The sequence below is a fragment of the Methylobacterium sp. Leaf113 genome (assembly GCF_001423325.1).
In the GTDB taxonomy this organism is placed as follows: Bacteria; Pseudomonadota; Alphaproteobacteria; order Rhizobiales; family Beijerinckiaceae; genus Methylobacterium.
In genome coordinates, this window is the sequence record NZ_LMNJ01000001.1 from 403,129 (window position 1) to 424,110 (window position 20,982).

Sequence of the window (20,982 nt, forward strand, 5' to 3'; positions counted from 1 at the left end):
CGGGTGCGTTCTGTAACATTATAACACTCGCGAGGATTGAGCGGGGCCGCCGAGAGGGCTAGGTCAGGGTCATGACCGACCTGTCCCAGCCCGATCCCCGCGCGCCCGAGCCGATCCCGCTCACCGTCCTCACCGGATTCCTCGGCGCCGGCAAGACGACGCTGCTCAACCGGATGCTGCGCGATCCGGCCCTGGCCGACACCGTGGTCATCGTCAACGAGTTCGGCGAGATCGGCCTCGACCATCTGCTGATCGAGCGGATCGACGAGGACATGGTCCTGCTGGGCGCCGGCTGCCTGTGCTGCACCGTGCGCGGCGACCTGATCGCCACCCTGGAAGACCTGCTGCGCAAGCGCGACAACGGCCGTATCCAGCCGTTCCGCCGGCTGGTGATCGAGACGACCGGCCTCGCCGATCCCGCCCCGATCCTGCACGCCCTGATCTACCACCCTTACCTCGTGATCCGGTATCGCCTGCAGGGCGTCGTCACGGTGGTCGATGCCGTCAACGGTGCCTCGACCCTCGATGCCCATGTGGAGGCGGTGCGGCAGGTGGCGGTGGCCGACCAGATCGTGGTGACGAAGCGCGATCTCGCCGCCGATGACGGCCGCGCCCTGGAGGCCCGGCTGCGCGCCCTGAACCCGACCGCCCCGTTCCGGGACGCCGCGGTCGCCCCGGGCGATCTCCTCGGCGGCCTGTTCGGCCTCGACGGCAAGAGCGCCGATGTGCGCGCCTGGCTCGGAGCCGAGGTCGAGCGGGAAGCGCACCAGCATCATGATCACGGCCACCACCATGGCCATCATCATCACGATGTGAACCGCCACGATGCGTCGATCCGGGCCTTCAGCCTCGCCAGCGACGTGCCCGTGCCCCGGGCCGCCTTCGAGATGTTCCTCGATCTCCTGCGCTCGGCCCACGGGCCGAACCTGCTGCGCCTGAAGGGGCTCGTCGCCCTGGCCGACGCGCCCGAGCGGCCGCTGGTGGTGCACGGAGTCCAGCACATCATCCACGCGCCGGTGCATCTCGACGCCTGGCCGGATGCCGACCACCGCTCGCGCCTCGTGCTGATCGTGCGCGATCTCGACCCGGCCTTCGTCACACGGCTGTGGGACGCCTTCCTCGGCCGGCCGCGCGTCGATGGCCCGGATGCCGAGGCCCTGACCAACAATCCGCTCGCCATCCCGGGTGGCTGAGCCGGCTCCGGTTTCGTCCGCCGTCGAGGCCCGTTCGTCCGGAATCGGGCGGCATCGTTCTTGAGACCTCTCCCCCAACCAGCGCCTCCGGGCGCTCCATTGTTCCAAAATGGAACATCGGCGGGATCGGATCGAGACGATGAGACAGCTTTTCACGGTCATCGAAGGCGGCGCGGGGCGGATGGCGGCCCCGGCGAGTGGCGCGAGCCCAGTGTCTCCGGCCCCGGCCGCCAGCGCCTGGCGCATCGACCTCCGGCGGGCGGCGGCCTTCAGCGACGGCGAGATCGCGGCCTGGCGCGCTCTCCTGGTGCGGGTGCGGGTGGCCGACCCGGTCCATGCCGATCCGGATTACCTGCTGTCGGCGGCCCAGCATCAGGCCGGCGGGCGCGATCTCGTCTTTGCCCTCGCATGGCGCACCGGCAACGGCCCCGACCAGCTTGCCGCGATCGTGCCCCTGGCCATGCCGCACACGCTCTGGGGTCAGGCCCGGATCGCGCCGTGGCAGCCGCACGGGACCACCGTCACGCCGACCATCGCGCCCGACAGCGTCGGCGAGGTCCGGGAGGCCCTGGCCGACCACCTGCGGGCGTTGCGTCCGAGGGCCGTGCTGGTGCTCGAATCGGCCGTGGACTCCCCGAAGGCGCCCGAGGGGCCGAGGCTCCTGCGCGCGGTGATCCGGCGCGCCAGCATCCCGACCCACAGCCTGATCGGGGTACGCACCGTTCCGGCCGCGTCCCGGGTGGAGCGGATCAGCGATCCCTATCGGGTTCGCGATGCGGTGGAGGAGTTCCTGCTTCTCGACGCCCAAGTCTCGGCCGCGCCGATCATCGGCGATCCGTCCGAGGCCGCCCTGGTCCGGGTGGTGACGCGCCTGTTCGCGCAGCGCCGACAGGTCACCGTCGCGCTGACGCGGCGGGGCGACGCGGTCGTCGCCGCCAGCATCACCCTGGGGCATGGCGCCGAGGCGGTGGTCTGGCGCCGCGTGTCCGAGGATGCCTCCACCGGGGTCGCCCCGCGCCGCGCCGACCGCTCGGCCTGAGCCGCGCCGCCGTCCTTTACTCGTCCTCGCCGAATTTGTTGGCGAGCAGATCGGCGATGGCGCTCATGCAGCTCTCGGCGTCGCTGCCCGAGGTCACCACCGCGATCGAGGTGCCCTGCGCCGCCCCGAGGGTCAGCAGGCCCATGATCGAGCGCCCGCCCACCGTCTCGCCCGAGCGGGTGACGGTGACGGCGGCGTCGAATCGCTCCACCGTCTGGACGAACTTCGCCGAGGCCCGGGCGTGCAGGCCGCGCCGGTTGATGATCGGCAGCACCTGGATCAGGCCGCCCTCGGGCACCGGCGGGAGGGTGTCCTCGGCGTCGTCTTCGTCGTGGCTCATGGGTTCGTCGTGGCTCATGGGCGTTGGCCGTTCCCTCGCTGGCGAACCGCGCCGCGTCGCACGGCCTCGGCGGGTCCCCGCGTCGGGCGGGTCCCTGGAATGCCTGTAAGCTGTGGTGGGGGCGTAAGAAAGGCTATTTGCCGGCGAGCACGCGCGAGGCGACGTTGATGTATTTCCGGCCCGCCTCCTGGGCGTGCAGGACGGCATCGCCGAGGGGCTCGGCATCGCGCACGCTGGCGAGCTTGATCAGCATCGGGAGGTTGATGCCGGCCACGACCTCGACCTGTCCGCCGTTCATGCACGAAAGGGCAAGGTTCGAGGGCGTGCCGCCGAACATGTCGGTGAGCACGACGACGCCCTTGCCCGTATTCACGCGGCCGACGGCCGTCATGATGTCGAGCCGGCGCAGCTCCATATCGTCCTCGGGACCGATGGTGATGGTCTCGATCTGCTTCTGCGGCCCGACGACGTGTTCAAGGGCAGCCTTGAACTCGGTCGCCAGCAGGCCGTGGGTGACGAGCACCATTCCAATCATCGACGCGGGTTCCAACGCCTTGTGAGCGGAGCCGCCATTTTGTGCAGCGCACGGTCGAGCGCAAGGTGATTGCGGCGTTTTGTATGCTCGGCCGTCATCATCATGCCACGGTGGTGGCTCCGGCGCTACGGTCCCGGGTCCGGCGGCAGCGTCAGGATTGGCCGGTGCGTCCCAAGCGCCACGCCGCCGCAGCCCGCGAGGGCGTCGAGGACGAGGCGCGGCCCGAGCCCGGACCGCAGCAGGCCCGGATCGAGGCGCAGGGCCGGCAGGGCGCGATCGAGCAGCACGACGGACGCCAGGGGGCGCTCCGGCAGGCGGGGGAGTTCCGCCACGAGATCGACGACGAGGCGGACCGGCACCGACGACAGGGTGTCGTTGGCGCGCAGGAGCCCGAGGCCCCGCACCTCGATGCGGTCGGCGAGCACCGGATCGGCATGCGCGATCACCGCTGTGCCGTCGCAGGTGAGCCGGACGCGGTCGTCGGCCACGAGGGCGGCCGGCGTACCCATCAGGGCGGCCCTGTCGAGAAGCAGGAGCGCCAGGGTCGACTTGCCCGACCCCGAGGGACCGCGGATCAGCAGGCCGGCCCGGCCGAGGGCGATGCAGCTGGCATGCACCGCTTCGCTCCGGTGCGACGGGTCGGGCATCGCCGCGCCGGCCTCCGGGCTCAGCGGGCCGCCGCCGGCAGGCGCACGATGAAGCGGGCGCCGCGCACCGTCGGCTCGCCGTCCTCGTCGGCCGGACCCGGGCGGTTTTCGGCCCGGATCGTGCCCCGATGGGCCTGGACGATCTGGCGCGAGATCGAGAGGCCGAGGCCGGAATTCTGACCGAACCCCTGCTCGGGACGGTCGGTATAGAAGCGCTCGAAGATCCGCTCCAGGGCATGCTCGGGGATGCCCGGCCCCTCGTCCTCGACGATCAGCTCCACGTCGTTGCGCACCCGGCGCAGGGCCACCCGCACCTTGGCGTCGGGGGGCGAGAACGAGCGGGCATTGTCCAGGAGGTTGTTGACCACCTGCCCGAGCCGGCTGTCATGGCCGAAGATGGTGAAGGGCGAATCGGTCTCTCCGGCCGGCGCGTCGCAGTCGAACTGGATCGGCGCGTCCTTCGCGCGACGGCGCTCGTTGGCCACCGAGACCACGGTGGACATCAGCTTGCGCATGTCGACCCGGCGCGCCTCCGCGCGGGCCAGTTCCGCGTCGAGGCGCGAGGCGTCGGAGATGTCCGAGATCAGCCGGTCGAGGCGCTTCACGTCGTGCTGGATGATCGCCAGCAGGCGGCTGCGCGAATCGTCGGATTTGGCCAGCGGCAGCGTCTCGACGGCGCTGCGCAGGGAGGTCAGCGGATTCTTCAGTTCGTGGCTGACATCGGCCGCGAAGCTCTCGATGGCGTCGATCCGGCGATAGAGCGCCTGGGTCATGTCGCGCAGCGCCCCCGACAGGTGGCCGATCTCGTCGGTGCGCCCGGTGAAATCCGGGATCTCCTCGCGCGACTTGATGCCGAGGCGGACCTTCTCGGCCGCATCGGCGAGGCGCCGCACCGGCCCCGCGATGGCACCGGCGAGCAGGATCGACAGCACCAGCATCACGGCCGCCGCGATGAGGAAGACCTGCAGCAGGCCGAATCGCTCCGAGGCGATGACCCGGTCGATGTCGCCCCCTTGCGTCGACAGCATCAGGGCGCCGCGCACGGAATTCGCGCGCTGGATCGGCACCGCCACCGACACGATGGTCTCGCCCGCCGGGTTGCGGCGCACGATGGTGCCGCGCGCGCCCGAGAGCGCCACCTGCACCTCCTTCAGGCTGTGCCCGCTGGCCGGGCCGACATCCTCGCTGACGCCGGGCGGGGCGTCGCCGCCGAAGCGCGCCCCGAACCGTGCCTGCAGGGACTCCCAGGTCGCCTCCAGCCAGGTGCGCTTGCGCGGGCGCACGTCCGGGTCGCTCCGGCCCATCTCGCCCCGGGCCGAGAGGGTGCGGGTGTCGAACAGAAGGCCGCCCTCCTGGTCGTAGACCCGGGCGCGGTTGCCCGTGGGGGTGATCAGCCGGCGCAGCAGCGGGGCCACCCGCTCGGGATTCAGCGAGAAGGTGAGGGGGGAGGACAGTTCCTCGACCTCGCCGGCCTGGAGCTGGAGCAGCTTGTCGGGATCGATCCGGATCGCGTCGGTCTCGACCGAGGCCGAGGACGCGATGGCGCCGGCGATGATCTCGCCCTGGATCAGCAGGCTCTGCACCCGCGCCTGGATCAGCCCCTGGCGGAACTGGTTCAGGTAGAGGAAGCCGAACAGCAGCGCGATCAGCCCGACGAGGTTGAGCACGACGATGCGCCGCGTCAGGCTCGACGAAGCGCGTTGGCCGATCCCGTTCCAGATCTGGCGCGGCCAGCCCAGCACGCCGCGCGACGGAATTTCGGCTTGGTCTGTGGAGGGCACGATCGTCCGTTGTCAGGGAAGGGGCGGGCTATGCGGGAAACCGGAGGGGGCTGGCCGGGGCCGGACCTCAGCTTTCCTTGAAGCGGTAGCCGACGCCGTAGAGCGTCTCGATCATGTCGAAGTTGGTGTCGGTCACCTTGAACTTCTTGCGCAGGCGCTTGATGTGGCTGTCGATGGTGCGGTCGTCGACGTAGACTTGGTCGTCGTAGGCGGCGTCCATCAGGGCGTTGCGGCTCTTCACGACGCCGGGGCGGTGGGCCAGCGCCTGGAGGATCAGGAATTCCGTCACCGTCAGGGTCACGGGCTCGCCCTTCCAGGTGCAGGTGTGGCGCTCGGGATCCATCATCAGCAGGCCGCGCTCCAGGGAGCGGGCGGCGGCATCGGCCTCGCGGGCGGCGGCGCCCGGGCCGTCCTTCGGGGCGAAGCGGCGCAGCACCGCCTTCACGCGCTCGACCAAGAGCCGCTGCGAGAACGGCTTATGGATGAAGTCGTCGGCGCCCATCTTGAGGCCGAACAATTCGTCGATCTCCTCGTCCTTCGAGGTCAGAAAGATCACCGGAAGGTCGGATTTCTGCCGCAGACGCCTGAGAAGTTCCATTCCGTCCATGCGCGGCATCTTGATGTCGAAGATCGCGAGATCGGGCGGGGAATGCTTCAGCCCGTCGAGCGCCGAGGCGCCGTCGGTATAGGTCTGGATGCGGTACCCCTCGGTCTCGAGCGCGATCGAGACGGAGGTGAGGATGTTTCGGTCGTCGTCCACGAGGGCGATGGTCGGCATGCGCGTGTCCTGTTGCTCGGATGCGGCTTGGCGGACGTCTGACGGCGCCCGCCCCTCCGCATCCCACCCTGATTCGCCGTCGTGGACGGCGGGCAAGGATCGGCAAAAACGCGGTGGCGACCGTGCCGGGGAGGCGGGCCGCGTTCGCGCGGAGAGTCAGGCTGTGTAATGGCAACGGGCGATAAAAGCGAGCGATCTCGGTTGTTTGTCCGTTTGGTGCTTGACTGAGGCCATTGGGCCGCATGTCTGCGCTCTCGTGCGGAGCGGATTGCAACCGCTATGATCCGCCGGCTGAACGCGGCCTGAGCGCCGCGGCGCGATCACGAATTCGGGGGATCATCGATGGCCGAGGCTGACAACAACGCCGGGTCCGCGCCGCGCCGGCAGGCGGCTCCGCTTCCGGCGGCCGAGGCTCCGTTCGACTCGATCGGACTGGCGCGGCACCTCCTGCGCAGCATCCGCTCCGGTGCGCTCGCCACCCTCGACCCGGAGGACGGCACGCCCTTCGTCTCGCTGGTGACCCTCGCCACCGACGTCGACGGCACGCCCCTGATGCTGCTGTCGCGGCTCTCGGCCCACACCCGCAACCTGCTGGCGGATTCCCGCGCCTCGCTGCTGTTCAGCGCCGGCGGCAAGGGCGACCCGCTGGCCCATCCGCGCCTGACCGTGACCGGGCGCGTGACGCAGACGGCCGAGCCGCGCGCCCGCGCCCGATTCGTGGCCCGGCATCCGAAATCCAAGCTCTATGCCGATTTCCCGGATTTCGGGTTCTTCGCTCTGGAGCCGAAGGCCGGGCATCTCAACGGCGGTTTCGCCAAGGCCGCCGTGCTGACGGCCGCGGAATTGCGCCTGGATCTCACCGGCGCGGAGGGGCTGGTGGCGGGCGAGGCCGGCGCCGTCGAGCACATGAACGCCGACCACGCCGACGCCCTCGCGCTCTACGCCCAGGGAGCCGGCGCCGAACCCGGGCCGTGGCGGCTCACCGGCCTCGACCCGGAGGGCCTGGATCTCCTCACCGGCGACCGGACCGCGCGGGTGCTCTACCCCGAGCCGGTCCGCGAGATGGGTGCCCTGCGCAAGGCCCTGGTGGCGATGGCGGCCCGGGCACGGGCCGGGGAGGCCGCCCCGGCCGATTAGGCCCGGGCGCGGATCGCTTCGCCGACACGAACGCGCCGGGGCGAACGTCCGGATCGACGTTCGCCCCGGCCCCTCCGTCGCGCCCTTACTTCTTGTCGTGCGGATGCGTCTTGCTGTGGTCGTGCGTGTGGCCGTCCTTGGCCGCGTGCACCGGCTTGGTGCTCTCGGTCACGTCGACGCGCTCGGGCATGCCGCGGTCGGTGTGGTGGTTCGGGCCGCCCGAGACGCCGCCGGTGTTCGGGACGGCTTGCGACGGGTTGTCGGAGTTTCCGCTGCCCTCCGTGGCGGAGGCCTGTCCCGCCAGGGCGGTCATCAGGGCCAGGGACAGAAGCGTGATGGTGATGCGCGACATGGTCTCGTCCTCAAGTCTCGCAGCCCCGTCGGCTGCGTCGAGACCTGATGTAGCCGAGGCGTTTGGCTCCCCGATGCCGGGTCTGTGACGAAGTGTGGCGCAGGGCACCGGACCCTCGTGGCGGGTCGCGGCCGCCTCAGCCGGTCGGGCGCGGCAGGGTGATCCGCACCCGCAGGCCGCCGCCGGGCCGGGTCTCCAGGCCGATGCGGCCGCCCTCCGCCTCGATCACCCGGCGCGCGATGGTCAGGCCGAGGCCGGTCCCCCCGGTGTTGCGGTTGCGCGAGGTTTCCAGGCGGGTGAACGGTGCGAAGGCCCGCTCGACCGCGTCGGCGGGAAGGCCGGGGCCGTCGTCGTCGACCTGCAGCTCCAGGGTCGCGTCCGCGATGGTCAGGCCGATCCGGGCCCGTTCCCCGTACCGGACGGCGTTGTCGACCACGTTGTCGAGGGCGCGCCGGAGCGCCACCGGCCGGATGGCGGCGAGCGCCCGGCCGGGTCCGTCGTAGACGACCGCATGTCCGGCATCCTGCCCGGCATCGGCGATGCTCATCAGCAGGCTGGCGACGTTGGTGACCCGCCGGACCTCCGGATCGGCATCGCCGCGCAGGTAGGCCAGCGTCGAGTCGATCATGGCCTGCATGTCGTCGAGGTCGGATGCCATCGCGTGGCGCTGCGCCGCGTCGGTGACGCCGTCCAGGCGCAGGCGCAGGCGCGCGATCGGCGTCCGCAGATCGTGGGACACGGCGGCGAGCGCCTGGGTCCGCTCGGTGACGAGGTCCCGGATCCGCACCTGCATGCCGTTGAGGGCGCGGGCGATCGCGCGGGTCTCGTCGGGGCCGACCTCGGGCACCGGCACCATCCGGCCCTGGCCGACGGCATGGCCGATCAGCCCGGTGATGTGGCCGAGCGCGCGCAGCGGCCGGGCGATCCGGCTGGTCAGGAACACGGCGGCGAGGCCGACCAGGATCGCCATCGCGGTCGCCAGCATGGCCCAGGGATTGCGCAGGGCCATGCCCGAGGCGTGGGCCGAGTGGAAGGCGAGCTGGCTGCCGTCCGCGAGCGCCAGCGTCCCGCCGAGATCGAGCCGGTGGAGTGGGTCCGTGTCGCCCTCCATCGCCAGGGAGAGGCCAGTGCCGAGGCTGGAATCGAGGGCGGTCAGGCGCCGGTGCAGGGGGGCCAGGGCCGGGTCGCTGCGGGGCCGGGGCGGGGCGGGGGTCTCCGTCCAGGCGACCTCGAAATGCGGATTGGACAGCGCCTTGGCCTCGGCGTTCCGCTCCGCCGGCGGGCGCCGCATCACCGCGTCGCGGGCCAGGGCGAGCTGTGACGCGACCTGGGCCGCGAAGGCCTCGTCGGCGGCCGCGGCCGCCGACTGGCGATAGAGCAGCAGGGCTCCGCCATGGACGGCCAGGATGGCGGCCAGCAGGACGACGAGTGTCCGGGCCTCGAGGCTGCGCGCCAGGGCGAAGACTCGTCTCACCGGCGCTCGACCTTCGCGGCCAGCATGTAGCCCGACCCGCGCACCGTCTTGATCACCGGCGGCTCGCCCTCGGGCGGGTCGAGCTTGCGCCGCAGGCGGCTGACGAGGGTGTCGACGCTGCGGTCGGACGGCGATCCCAGGCGCGCGCGCGACAGTTCGAGGATCTGCTCGCGGCCGAGCACCCGCCCGGGATGGTCGAGGAACACCAGGAGGAGGTCGTATTCCGCGCCGGACAGGTCGACGCCGGCGCCGCCCGGGTCGACCAGCGCCCGGCTGCGCAGGTCGAGGCGCCAGCCCGCGAAGGCCAGGGCCTCGCCGCTGCCCGGGGAGGCCGCCGGCGCCAGGACGGAGCGACGCAGCACCGCCCGGACGCGGGCTAGCAGCTCCGGGCGCCCGAACGGCTTGGCGATGTAATCGTCGGCCCCGAGTTCCAGGCCCAGCACCCGGTCCGCCTCCTCGCCGCGCGCGCTGACCATGATGACCGGCACCGTGGAGCGGACGCGCAGCGCGCGCAGCAGGTCGATGCCCGACGCACCGGGCAGCATGACGTCGAGGAGGATCAGGTCGACCCCGCCCTGGGGCAGGAGCCGCCACATCTCGGCGCCGCTGCGGCATCCCGTGACACGGTAGCCGCTGTCCCGCAGCGCCCGGGTCACCAGGATGCGCAGGCCGTCATCGTCTTCCACCAGGAGGACGTGGCCCAGGTCCGGCATCGGACCGGATTCCTCCAGGGGGTTCATGGCTGACGTCTCGGCTCCGGGGATGCGGCCGCTGCGGCGAATCGGCGGGCGGTGGGAATCAGCCGGAAATCGCAGGCCGCCGCAAGCCCGCCGCTGACCCGGCTCCCCGGCCGGGTCCGGCGCAGGCGGCGCACTCGCCGCAGGGGTGGGACCGTAGGGTTTGGGCGATACGCCTGGACCATGGGCTCGGGGTCCTGCGCTCGGGGTCCTGCGCTCGGGGGCCTGCGCGTGGGGTCCTGCGCGTGGGGTCCTGCGCGTGGGGTCCTGCGCTTGGCGCACGGGGCGGGCGCTGCTATCTGCGGGCGACCTGTTTCCCATTCCAAGAAACCGTGCGCCGGGTCCGTCCCTTGGACGGCGGGCCGCGCGCGCCGGAGATCGCATCCTCGATGACAACGACGCCCATCGACAACATCCGCAATTTCTCGATCGTCGCGCATATCGATCACGGCAAGTCGACGCTGGCCGACCGGCTGATCCAGACCACCGGCACCGTGGCGCTGCGCGACATGAGCGAGCAGATGCTCGACTCGATGGATATCGAGAAGGAGCGCGGCATCACCATCAAGGCCCAGACGGTGCGGCTCGAATACAAGGCCGAGGACGGCAAGGACTACATCCTCAACCTGATGGACACCCCCGGCCACGTCGACTTCGCCTACGAAGTCTCGCGGAGTCTCGCCGCCTGCGAAGGTTCGCTCCTGGTGGTCGATGCCTCGCAGGGCGTCGAGGCGCAGACGCTGGCCAACGTCTACCAGGCGCTCGACGCCAACCACGAGATCGTGCCCGTCCTCAACAAGATCGACCTGCCGGCGGCCGAGCCGGAGCGCATTCGCGCCCAGATCGAGGAGGTGATCGGCATCGACGCCTCCGAGGCCGTGGCGATTTCGGCCAAGAGCGGCCTCAACATCGAGGCGGTGCTGGAGGCCATCGTCACCCGCCTGCCGCCGCCCAAGGGCGACCGCGACGCACCCCTCAAGGCCCTGCTGGTCGATTCCTGGTACGACGTCTATCTCGGCGTCGTCGTGCTGGTGCGCATCGTCGACGGCGTGCTCAAGAAGGGCATGAACATCCGCATGATGCGGGCCGACGCGGTCCACGGCGTCGACAAGATCGGCGTGTTCCGGCCGAAGATGGCCGATATCGCCGAGCTTGGCCCGGGCGAGGTCGGCTTCTTCACCGGCTCGATCAAGGAGGTGGCCGACACCCGCGTGGGCGATACGCTCACCGAGGATAAGCGCCCCTGCAAGGAGATGCTGGCAGGCTTCAAGGACGTGCAGTCGGTGGTGTTCTGCGGGCTCTTCCCCGTCGATGCCGCCGAGTTCGAGACCCTGCGCAGCGCCATGAGCAAGCTCCGGCTCAACGACGCGTCGTTCTCGTATGAAATGGAAACCTCGGCGGCCCTCGGCTTCGGCTTCCGCTGCGGCTTCCTCGGGCTGCTTCACCTCGAGATCATCCAGGAGCGCCTGGAGCGCGAGTTCAACCTCGACCTGATCTCCACGGCGCCCTCCGTGGTCTACCGCCTGCAGATGACGGACGGCACCATCAAGGAGCTGCACAACCCAGCCGACATGCCGGACGTGATGAAGATCACCGCCATCGAGGAGCCGTGGATCCGCGCCACCATCCTCACCCCCGACGAGTATCTCGGCGGCGTTCTCAAGCTGTGCCAGGACCGGCGCGGGACACAAGTCGACCTCAACTACGTCGGCAAGCGTGCCATGGTCGTCTACGACCTGCCGCTCAACGAGGTGGTGTTCGATTTCTACGACCGCCTGAAGTCGATCTCCAAGGGCTATGCCTCGTTCGACTACCACATCTCGGATTATCGCGAGGGCGACCTCGTGAAGATGTCGATCCTGGTCAATGCCGAGCCGGTCGATGCCCTGTCGATGCTGGTCCACCGCACCCGCGCCGAGCATCGCGGCCGGGCCATGTGCGAGAAGCTGAAGGACCTGATCCCGCGCCACCTGTTCCAGATCCCGGTCCAGGCGGCGCTCGGCGGCAAGATCATCGCCCGCGAGACCATCAAGGCCCTGTCCAAGGACGTGACCGCCAAGTGCTACGGCGGCGACATCTCGCGCAAGCGCAAGCTCCTCGACAAGCAGAAGGAGGGCAAGAAGAAGATGCGCCAGTTCGGCAAGGTCGAAATCCCGCAGGAGGCGTTCATCGCCGCCCTGAAGATGGACGATTGAGCCGGGCCCCGGAGGTGGAGCCGAACGCCGCCCCCATCCCGCTCACCGTCCTGATCCGGACGCTGAACGAGGCCGACCGCATCGCGGCCTGCCTCCGCTCGGTCCTGCCCCTGGGAGCCGAGATCCTGGTGATCGACGCCGGCTCGACCGATGCCACGGTGGCGATCGCCGAGTCCCTCGGCGCCCGGGTGGTGGTCAATCCCTGGCCGGGATTCGGGCCGCAGCGGCGCTTCGGCGAAGACCTCTGCCGCCACGACCACGTCTTCAGCGTCGACGCCGACGAGATCCTGACCCCGGAGATCGTCCTGGAGATCCGGGGGATCTTCGCGGCTCCCCAGATCCCGTCCCTGATGATCGTCCGCAAGGCGATGGTGCTGCCGCACCACGCGCGGCCGTCGCCCTGGGCGTTCTGCACCGAGAACATCTATCTCTACGACCGGCGCGTGGCCCGCACGACCGACAACCCGAACTGGGACAAGCTCGCGATCACCACGGCCGAGAAGCCGGTGACGATCCGGTCCGTGGTCTGGCACCACACCTTCCGCGATTGGAACCACGCCATCGCCAAGTCGAACTATGTCGGGCAGCTCGCCGCCGACACCCAGCCGATCGGATCGCGCTTCGAGACCGGCCTGCGCCTGGTGTTCGAATACCCCCTCAACTTCCTGAAATTCTACATCCTGCGCCGGTTCTTCCTCGCCGGCCTCGACGGTTTCGTGATGGCGAGCGTGCTGGCCTATGGCCGCTTCATCCGGATCGCCAAGATGCACGAGGCCACCCGCGGCCGGCCCTCCACCGGGCTCCCCTTCCTGCGCCGCGCCAAGCGCGCTGCGTCGGACACCCAGGCCGATCCGGGCTGAGGCCCGGCGGATCGGCGTCGCAGGCTTCAGGCCCCCTGGCCCGTCAGGTGACGCGTCGCCTGGCCGAGGTCCCGGCCCTGGTCACGCAGGCGCACGGAGGTGGTCTCCAGCGCCCGCGAGGACGAGAGCGCATCGGCGGTGGTCGCCCTCAGGGCGTCGAGATGGTCGGTCGTCTGCCCGATGGTGGCACGGGCGCGGCCGATCCCGTCCGCGATCGCGCCGGCGGCGACCTGATGCGCGGCGCTGACGGTGCCGATGTCGCTGGCCTTGCGCTGAACGGTTTCGATCTCGGACTGGACCTGCGACAGCGAGGCGGTCGACCGGGCGGCGACCTGCCGGAGCTGGTCGACCTGGGCGCCGATCTCGGCGGTGGCCTCGGCGACCCGGCTCGAAAGGGCCTTCACCTCCGTCGCCACCACGGCGAAGCCCCGTCCGGCCTCGCCGGCGCGGGCCGCCTCGATGGTGGCGTTGAGCGCCAGCAGGTTGGTCTGGCCCGCGATGGCGGAGATCAGCGCGCTGATCTTGCCGACGCCGGCGATCCGGTGCTGCAGGTCGGTGAACACCGCCACCGCCGCCTCCAGGGCCTGGGCCGATCCGCCCGCCACCGTCCCCACCTGCGCCGCGTGGGCCGAGGCCTCGCGCGAGAGCGCGACGAGGTCCTGCGCCGCCCGGGTCACGGCCTCGATCTCCCGCGAGGCCTCCGCCGAGGTGCGGTCGACCTCCAGGCGCCGCTCGTCCACGTGGCCGGCGACGCCCAGCACCGTCCGGGCTCCGTCCTCCACCGCCACCGTGGTCTCGGCGAGCTGGCGGGCGATGCCGTCGAGGGTCACCGTCAGGGCGTGCGCCCGGTCGCGCCGGGCGTGCTCGGTCAGCGCCAGCGCGAGGCGGTCGCCCACATAGGCCATCAGCGCCAGAAGGTCGTCGTTCAGTTCTGCGGCCTCGCGCGAAAAGAACTCCAGCACGATCTCGACCCGCTCCTCGACGCGGACCGGGAACATGAAGCAGCCCCGCACCCCGTTGCGGCGGGCGGTCCCGGCCCGGACGAAGCCCGCCAGCGCCGTCACGTCGGCGCAGGAGACCGGCGCGCCGCCGGCCGCCACCCGGCCGACGAGGCCCTGGCCGGGGGCGAACACCGCCCGCTCGGAGATCGCCACGAAGTCCGCCGCGTCCGTCCCGCCGTCGCCCGCCGCGAAGGACCAGGTCCGCATCGACAGCATCGCCCCGTCCGGGTCGCGGCGGCGATAGGCGTGCCCGATCGGCCAGCCGGTGAAGCCGGCCACGATCCCGAGGCAGTCGCGGGTGGCGGCCTCGGGGGTCGGCGCCGTGCTGCAGGCCCGCGCCACGGCGTCGAGGAAGGCGAGAATCGCGGCGAGATCGTGCGGCGCGGATCTGGGCGCGGGCTCGCGCCGGGAGGGGGTGAACCAGGACGTCAGGGTCTTCAAGGTCGTCCGGCGCACGCGGGGCCTCGGCGAAGGAGGGCAGGGCGGACGCGCGGCGCCCGTCGCGCCAGGATAGGGAGGCCGGGCTTGACGGACCCTGTCCAGCCGGGGGTTGCGCAGCGCAAAGTGACGCCAGACCGCGAGCGAATTTTCACCATTCCAGGGCGCGCTGATTACGGAGGCGCCATCCGCACGGTGCCGCGTCCGGCCGCCTTGGCGGCGTAGAGGGCGGCGTCCGCCCGGGTGAACAGGTCGACCGGGTTCGCCTGCGCGGCGCGTGCGACCCCCACGGAGGCGCCGAAGTGCAGGCTCACGCTGCGATGGACGAACGGCACCCGCATGGCCCGCACGATGCGCTGACCGATGGCCTCGCCGACGGCCCCGTCGGCATCGTGGCCGATCAGGACGGCGAACTCGTCGCCGCCGATGCGCGCCACCAGATCGATCGCCCGGCAGGCGTCGCGCAGGCGCCGCGCCGCTTCGGCCAGGCAGGCATCCCCGACCGCGTGCCCGTGGGCGTCGTTGATCGCCTTGAAGCCGTCGAGGTCGATCAGCAGCAGGGCGCCGGTCTCCGGCATCTCCGCCAGCCGGGCGTCGAACACGCTGCGGTTGGACAGCCCGGTCATCCGGTCGAACTCGGCCTGGTAGCGCATCCGGTCGGCGTGCCGCTTGGCGTCCGTGATGTCCTGCTTGAACCCGAAGAGCCGGACCGGCTGGCCCGCCCGGACCTCCACGCTGGCGGAGATCCGGATCGCCCGGCGGCTGCCCCGGAGGGTGACGATCTCGGATTCGAGGGTGAAGGACGTGCGCCGGGCGATGGCCTCCGCGCGCATCGCCACCAGGGTCCGGCGCGCCTCCTCGGTGTAGCAGGCCAGGGTCGCCTGCCGGCTCACCGCCGATCCGTGCGGCATCTCGAACAGGTCGTAGACGCCCGCGCTCCAGCGCAGGGTCTCGCAGGGCAGGCGGCATTGCCACAGGCCGATCCCGGCCGCCGCCGAGGCGCGCTCGAACACGTGCTCCTGGTCGGCGAGGGTTTCGGCCTGTTGCCGCACCAGGGCGGTCTGCGCCGCGAGGTCGCGCCGGAGTTCGGCGATCATCGCGGCATCGCGCGCCTGCTGCGCGGCCGCCGCATCCGCGACCTTGCCGGCGAGCCGCAGGGCCGCCGAGGCCAGATCGACACCCGGCGGGCGCTCGGACGGAGCGGTGGCCGCCGGGGTACTGAGAAGGTCGTACCCGGTGCGAGCCAAGGCGGGTGGTTCCTGCGTGCGGTCTTGGAGCGAGCGCAAGGTCCCGGAGCGCCTTCGCGACCCGGGATGTTTCGGCAAAAAACCGTACCGGACGCAAAGTTAAGGTTCGCCCTCGGGATCTGCCGTGCGGCGCGATCTGCGTGGAGATCGACTTCGGGGTCTACTCGGCCGCCTTGTCTACGGCCTCGACCACCTCGGCCTTGTCGGCGGGCGGCTCGGCGCTGGCCATCGCCTTGCGCTCCAGCATCGGCTGAAGGCGATCGGCGAGCTGCTGGCCGAGATGGCGGGTATAGGCGGTCTGGAAGTAGCGGGCGCCGGTGCCGCGCCCGTACAGGCGGTCATGGGCCTGAATCATCGCGTCGACCTCGGGCCGACACAGGAAGCCGGTGATCCCGGCGGCCTCGTACCAGCGTCCGGCCCGGGCATGCCGCAGGGCGGCGGGATTGGCCAGCACGGTCTCGGCGAAGCAGTCCGTCGCCGCAATCTCGAGGGGCGACATCACCCGGTGCGGGTGGGCCGGATTGCGGCCCGCAGCCTCGGCCGCAGCGCCACAGCCCAAGGTCATCACCACCGCGCCGAACAGCAAAGCTCTCATCAGGGAAGCCCCGTGCCAAATCGTTCTCGATCGGGCCTGAGTATTCCTCACGGATTTCGTCGGGAGAAGGGCAGAACCGGGCCGTCGACGTTCGGGGCCGCGATCGGCGTGCCGATGTGGCACGCCCATCACAGGGGCTCGGCCGGGGGATGCAGAGAAATTCCCGGACCGGCGCGCCGGCCGGAGGCGCCTCAGCCCCGGCGCTCGGCGTTCCAGCGGCCGCTGCAGCCGATCACGCCGGTGGTGGTCCAGGTGCCGTTGCCCATGCCCTGGCGGCCGAGACGGCCGATCACGTCGGCGTGATCGTCGCCGCGGGAGATCACGGCCCGCACGGCGCCGTTCTGCGCCACCCGCCCGCGGATGTTGAACTCGCCGCCGGCATAGCTGGCTTCCCCGCGCCGGATCTGCACGCCGTAGCGATAGGCGCGGTCGCAGGGGCCGTCGAGGGTGACCACCTCGATGCTCCAGGTCCCGTCGTAGCGGTTGGGCACCTGCACCTTCTTGGTGGCGGCACCGGCGCTGCCGACGGAGACGCTCAGGAGCACGAGGGAGGTCGCCGCCAAAGCGGTCATCGACCGGGGGGTGACGGCAAGGGCTGGGCGTCGCATGGCTTTCCGTTCTGGGTTCGACTCGACGGGCCACAAACCATCGAAGAGCGGTCGCGGTTGCGCAATCAGGCCTGCGTCGCGTGCGCCAGCGCTCCCGTCAGCAGGGCCAGGACGTCGCCCCCGGCCTGGAGGTATCCGTCGACGCCCGCCGCGGTCAGGGCTTCAGCGAGGTCGCCCGGCTTGCCGGCGAGGTACAGCGTGACGGCACCCGCCGCCTTGAGCGCCCGGGCGGCATCCGCCGCATGGGTGGCGTAGAGCGCGTCGGACGAGCACAGGCAGGCGATGCGGGCGCCGGAGGCGCGGAACGCGTCGGCCAGGGCCACCGGATCGGTGAAGCCCTCCTGGTTCACCGCCTCGATGCCGCCGGCCGCGAAGGCATTGGCGGCGAAGGTCGAGCGCGCGTTGAACACCGCGACCGGACCCAGATTGGCGAGGAACACCGAGGGCCGCCGGCCGGTCGCCGCGAGGGCCGCGTCGGAGGCGTCGCGCAGGGCCTCGTAGGGCTCGGCGAGGCGCCCGGAGGGCAGGGGGGCGCAGGTCACGGCTGGGCCGGTGCCGAAGCCGCCGGCCGGCGGCGCCGTCACGGGGGCGACCTCCAGCACCGTCACGGGCTTCTCCGCCAGGTAGGGGAACTCGCTGGCGCCGGTCAGCGCTTCGCGGCGGGTGGCGACGTTCTTGGCCCGGGTGGCCCGGGTGGCGGCGATCCGCTCCTGGATCGCGCCGGCCCGGAGGCTCGCCACGATGCCGCCTTCGCGCTCGATCGCCTGGAAGGCGGTCCAGGCCGCCTCGGCCAGCTTCTCCGTGAGGGTCTCGAAGCTGCCGGCGCCGGCGGCCGGGTCGGCGACGCGGGCGAGGTTGGATTCCTCGATCAGCACGATCTGGCTGTTGCGCACCACCCGGCGGGCGAAGGCGTCGCTGAGTCCGAGCGCCGCCGTGTAGGGCAGGGCGGTGATCGCGTCGGCACCGCCGAGGCCGGCCGAGCAGGCGGCCATGGAGGTGCGCAGGATGTTCACGAAGGGGTCGCGCCGGCTCATCATCCGCCAGGCGGTCTCGGCATGCAGGCGCAGGGGCTTCGGCGCGAGGCCGCAGGCCGCTTCCACCCGGGCCCAGAGCCGGCGCATGGCGCGGAACTTGGCGATGGTCAGGAATTCGTCGGCATCCGCCGTGAGCAGCACCGCGACGGCGTCGCGGGCGCGTTCGAGCGCATGCCCATTGGCCTCCAGGGCGCGCAGGTAGGCGACCGCCGTGGCCAGGGCGGCGGCGAGTTCGGTCGCCTCGCTGGCGCCGGCCTCGTGGTAGGGCCGGCCATCGGCGAGGCAGGCCCGGCCGCTGAAGCCCTCGGCGTCGAAGGTCGCGAGCGCGCCGGCGATCCCGGCGCCGAAATCTTCCGCCAGGGTCCCGCCCGAGGCGAGGACGCCGATGGGATCGAGGCCGAGGTCGAGGTCGAGGCCCTTCAGGGTCTCGCCGCGCGCCGCCACGACAGCGCGGATCAGGTGGGCGGCCTCCAGGCCGCGCGCGCCCGCATCGAGGCGGGTGGCGATCAGCGGCAGCATCACGTTGCCGAGGGCGGCGTCGAGGTCGGTGGCCGTCGTGGCGGTGAGGCCGTAGCCGCGGGCCGCCGGTGCGCCGGCGAAGACCAGGGTCAGGGCATCGGACCCGCCTTCGAGGTCGGCGAGCGCGAGGGCGCTGGCGGTGGCGCCGTCCGGATGGTCGACCCGCTGCGAGACGCGCCACGGCCCCGGAGCCCGGGCGGGCTGCGCCACCGGCGAGGCCGGATCGTAGAGCGGTTCGATGCGGATGCCGTCCGCCGTCTTGGAGACCAGGCGCTTCTCGAAGTCGCCGCCCTTCAGGACCCCGTCGACGAGGCCGAGCCAACGCTCGCGGGTCGCGGGCGGGAACAGGTCGGCGAGGGGACGGTCTTCCATCGGGGCTGGCCTCCGCGTGTGCTTTTACGCCGGTCGATGCTGACCGGTCGCCGGCCAGGAACGACCGGACCTTGGTTCCGGACAGCCCTTGCACGGCGTCGCGCACGGACGCAATCGCCCCCTCGTCTTGTATTTTATATCCCAGCGCCGAATACGCTCGACGCGGGCTTTGTCGTCCTCGTTCCAGCCTGTTCGGTCTCGGAGGACCGTCCGAAAACCTTCGCCGCCGGACGATCGACTGACGTCGGGCCCGGAATCGCTGATCCGAAGCCGATCCGCCGGATCGCCTATCCGAAAATGATCAGGCCGGCGAAACCGAGCGAGCCGACGATGATGCGCCACCAGGCGAACAGCCGGAAGCCGTGGGAGGAGACGTAGTCGAGCACCGTCCGCACCACGATGAAGGCCGAGATGAAGGCCACGATGAAGCCGATGACGATCAGGCCGGTGTCGTCCCGCGACAGGTTCTTGTAATTGTCGAGCAGGTCCTTGGCGAAGGCCCCCGCCATGGTGGGAATCGCGAGGTAGAACGAGAACTCGGTGGCCGAGCGCTTGTCGGCGCCCATCAGCATCGCGCCCACGATGGTGGCGCCCGAGCGCGACACGCCGGGAATCATCGCGATGCACTGGAACAGGCCGATCTTGAAATCCATCGGCAGGGTGAAGTCGAAGACGTCCCGCTTCTTCACGTCGAGGTCGGTGTCGTCGAGGACGAGGAGCACGATGCCGCCGGCGACCAGGGTCGCGCACACGATCCAGGGGTTGAAGAGGTAGTATTTGATGTATTTCGAGAACAGGCCGCCGATGATCGCCGCCGGCAGGAACGCCAGCAGGATGCCGAGGACGAAGCGGCGCGCCTTCGGGTCGTTCGGCAGCGCCAGGGTGATGCCGAGGAGCCGGCGGAAATAGACCGCCAGGATGGCCAGGATCGCGCCGAGCTGGATCAGCACCTCGAAGGTGTTGTTCGGCGATTCGAAGCCGATGAAGTGGCCGACCAGGAGCTGGTGCCCGGTGGACGAGACCGGGATGAACTCCGTCGCCCCCTCGACCACGCCGAGCACGACCGCTTTTGCGATGCCCATCGCATCCATCATCTGTTCGCCTCGCGGGTTGGGGATGTGTCGGTCGGACTTGAGTTCGAAAGCCCCGGCCGGTCTGCGGTGGCAGCCAGGACCGCTCGACGCGCGTGAATCGTCCTGCGGGTTCGACCTTGATCCATCCAGGTTGCCTGATCCATCCAGGTTGCCTGATCCATCAAGGTTGACGGACGGTTATCGCGTTCGCGACATGCGTGTTAATGAGGCGGCAACGATCGGGCAATAAGTCTTTCTTTGCCGCTCATCCCGCAGGGCCTCGACGCGCTCCGTCTCCCGGCACACCTCCCCCGTTCGAAACGGCCTCGATGGCGACGCTTTACCATTCCTCCTTCTGCCCGCATTCGCGCTTCATCCGCCTGGTCCTGTCCGAGATGGGCATGGAGCCGACGCTGATGGAGGAGCGATCGTGGGACCGGCGCGAGGCCTTCCTGCTGATCAATCCGGCCGGGACCACGCCGGTCCTGGTGGAGCAGACCGGGCTCGCGATCCCGGGGGCGGGCATCATCGCCGAGTATCTCGACGAGACCCGGGGCCTCGGCCTCAGCGGCCGGCGCCTGCTGCCGGAGACCACGGCGGCGCGGGTCGAGGTCCGGCGCCTGCTCGACTGGTTCCTGGTCAAGTTCGACGCCGAGGTGACCGAGTACCTCGTCACCGAGAAGATCTCGAAGCGCTTCATGAACAGCGCCAACGGCGGCGGCCCGCCGGACATGAACGCCATTCGCGCCGCGCGCACCAACGTGCGCTACCACATGAAGTATATCGGCTACCTGATGTCCCGCCGGAAATGGCTGGCGGGCGACCATCTGACCTATGCGGATCTCGCGGCGGCGGCCCACCTCTCCTGCGTGGATTATCTCGGCGACGTGCCATGGGACGAGGACGAGACGGCGAGGGACTGGTACGCGCGGGTGAAGTCGCGCCCGTCGTTCCGCACGCTACTGGCGGACCGGGTGCCCGGCATGGCCCCGGCGGACCATTACGCGAACCTGGATTTTTGAACGCA

At 70.9% G+C, this 20,982-nt stretch carries 20 protein-coding genes; 6 read left to right on the top strand and 14 right to left on the bottom strand.

The window, feature by feature from the left end:
* Positions 1-71 precede the first annotated feature (71 nt).
* Positions 72-1,193, top strand: a complete 1,122-nt coding sequence (locus tag ASF60_RS01845; RefSeq protein ID WP_056179368.1) for a CobW family GTP-binding protein — start codon at positions 72-74, stop codon at positions 1,191-1,193.
* A gap of 139 nt (positions 1,194-1,332) precedes the next feature.
* Entirely contained in the window at positions 1,333-2,232 is a 900-nt protein-coding gene (locus ASF60_RS23345; RefSeq protein WP_056179371.1) for a hypothetical protein, read from the top strand.
* A gap of 16 nt (positions 2,233-2,248) precedes the next feature.
* Here the strand turns inward: ASF60_RS23345 and ASF60_RS01855 are convergent, their stop codons facing one another.
* The 5 genes from ASF60_RS01855 to ASF60_RS01875 form a co-directional block, all read right to left on the bottom strand.
* Positions 2,249-2,572, bottom strand: a complete 324-nt coding sequence (locus ASF60_RS01855) for an HPr family phosphocarrier protein (protein ID WP_056180048.1) — start codon at positions 2,570-2,572, stop codon at positions 2,249-2,251.
* Positions 2,573-2,705: 133 nt separating this feature from the next.
* Complete coding sequence (locus ASF60_RS01860) at positions 2,706-3,107, bottom strand: PTS sugar transporter subunit IIA (protein ID WP_056179374.1); 402 nt, start codon at positions 3,105-3,107, stop codon at positions 2,706-2,708.
* A 125-nt stretch (positions 3,108-3,232) separates the two neighbouring features.
* Positions 3,233-3,754, bottom strand: coding sequence for an HPr kinase/phosphorylase (locus tag ASF60_RS01865; protein WP_056179377.1), 522 nt, complete (start codon positions 3,752-3,754; stop codon positions 3,233-3,235).
* Positions 3,755-3,774: 20 nt separating this feature from the next.
* A complete protein-coding gene (locus ASF60_RS01870) occupies positions 3,775-5,535 on the bottom strand; it encodes a sensor histidine kinase (protein WP_056179380.1) in 1,761 nt (586 codons plus the stop codon).
* Positions 5,536-5,602: 67 nt separating this feature from the next.
* Positions 5,603-6,313, bottom strand: coding sequence for a response regulator transcription factor (locus tag ASF60_RS01875; RefSeq protein WP_056179384.1), 711 nt, complete (start codon positions 6,311-6,313; stop codon positions 5,603-5,605).
* Between the two features lie 342 nt (positions 6,314-6,655).
* On the opposite strand from ASF60_RS01875, the gene ASF60_RS01880 reads away from it, so the two are divergent.
* The gene (locus ASF60_RS01880) at positions 6,656-7,450 is read left to right on the top strand and encodes a HugZ family pyridoxamine 5'-phosphate oxidase (protein ID WP_056179387.1); all 795 of its coding nucleotides are present in this window, start codon (positions 6,656-6,658) and stop codon (positions 7,448-7,450) included.
* An 85-nt stretch (positions 7,451-7,535) separates the two neighbouring features.
* Here the strand turns inward: ASF60_RS01880 and ASF60_RS01885 are convergent, their stop codons facing one another.
* From ASF60_RS01885 to ASF60_RS01895, 3 genes are all read right to left on the bottom strand, one after another.
* Positions 7,536-7,802, bottom strand: coding sequence for a hypothetical protein (locus ASF60_RS01885; protein ID WP_056179390.1), 267 nt, complete (start codon positions 7,800-7,802; stop codon positions 7,536-7,538).
* A gap of 136 nt (positions 7,803-7,938) precedes the next feature.
* On the bottom strand, positions 7,939-9,276 hold the full coding sequence (locus ASF60_RS01890) for an ATP-binding protein (protein WP_056179393.1): 1,338 nt from the start codon (positions 9,274-9,276) through the stop codon (positions 7,939-7,941).
* A complete protein-coding gene (locus ASF60_RS01895; RefSeq protein ID WP_056179396.1) occupies positions 9,273-10,016 on the bottom strand; it encodes a response regulator transcription factor in 744 nt (247 codons plus the stop codon). Before ASF60_RS01895 ends, ASF60_RS01890 begins: the two co-directional genes overlap by 4 nt.
* Positions 10,017-10,402: 386 nt before the next feature.
* Between ASF60_RS01895 and lepA the strand changes: the two genes are divergently transcribed.
* Both lepA and ASF60_RS01905 read left to right on the top strand, forming a co-directional pair.
* On the top strand, positions 10,403-12,208 hold the full coding sequence (gene lepA / locus ASF60_RS01900) for a translation elongation factor 4 (RefSeq protein WP_056180052.1): 1,806 nt from the start codon (positions 10,403-10,405) through the stop codon (positions 12,206-12,208).
* Positions 12,205-13,068 (top strand): glycosyltransferase family 2 protein, encoded by an 864-nt coding sequence (locus tag ASF60_RS01905; RefSeq protein ID WP_082507684.1) that lies wholly within the window; start codon positions 12,205-12,207, stop codon positions 13,066-13,068. Before lepA ends, ASF60_RS01905 begins: the two co-directional genes overlap by 4 nt.
* Positions 13,069-13,094: 26 nt before the next feature.
* Here the strand turns inward: ASF60_RS01905 and ASF60_RS25950 are convergent, their stop codons facing one another.
* The 6 genes from ASF60_RS25950 to ASF60_RS01935 all read right to left on the bottom strand — a co-directional run bounded on the left by ASF60_RS25950 (position 13,095) and on the right by ASF60_RS01935 (position 19,973).
* Entirely contained in the window at positions 13,095-14,525 is a 1,431-nt protein-coding gene (locus ASF60_RS25950; RefSeq protein ID WP_056179399.1) for a methyl-accepting chemotaxis protein, read from the bottom strand.
* A gap of 155 nt (positions 14,526-14,680) precedes the next feature.
* The gene (locus ASF60_RS01915) at positions 14,681-15,754 is read right to left on the bottom strand and encodes a GGDEF domain-containing protein (RefSeq protein ID WP_244478287.1); all 1,074 of its coding nucleotides are present in this window, start codon (positions 15,752-15,754) and stop codon (positions 14,681-14,683) included.
* 160 nt (positions 15,755-15,914) lie between these two features.
* Positions 15,915-16,349, bottom strand: a complete 435-nt coding sequence (locus ASF60_RS01920) for a hypothetical protein (protein ID WP_056179402.1) — start codon at positions 16,347-16,349, stop codon at positions 15,915-15,917.
* Between the two features lie 191 nt (positions 16,350-16,540).
* Positions 16,541-16,957, bottom strand: coding sequence for a hypothetical protein (locus ASF60_RS01925; RefSeq protein ID WP_056179405.1), 417 nt, complete (start codon positions 16,955-16,957; stop codon positions 16,541-16,543).
* Positions 16,958-17,022: 65 nt separating this feature from the next.
* Positions 17,023-18,882 (bottom strand): methylmalonyl-CoA mutase subunit beta, encoded by a 1,860-nt coding sequence (locus ASF60_RS01930; RefSeq protein ID WP_056179408.1) that lies wholly within the window; start codon positions 18,880-18,882, stop codon positions 17,023-17,025.
* Positions 18,883-19,169: 287 nt separating this feature from the next.
* Positions 19,170-19,973 carry an undecaprenyl-diphosphate phosphatase gene (locus tag ASF60_RS01935; protein WP_056179411.1) on the bottom strand — a complete coding sequence of 268 codons (804 nt, stop codon included), beginning with the start codon at positions 19,971-19,973 and terminating at the stop codon, positions 19,170-19,172.
* Between the two features lie 311 nt (positions 19,974-20,284).
* On the opposite strand from ASF60_RS01935, the gene ASF60_RS01940 reads away from it, so the two are divergent.
* Positions 20,285-20,977, top strand: coding sequence for a glutathione S-transferase family protein (locus ASF60_RS01940; RefSeq protein WP_056179414.1), 693 nt, complete (start codon positions 20,285-20,287; stop codon positions 20,975-20,977).
* Positions 20,978-20,982 lie beyond the last annotated feature (5 nt).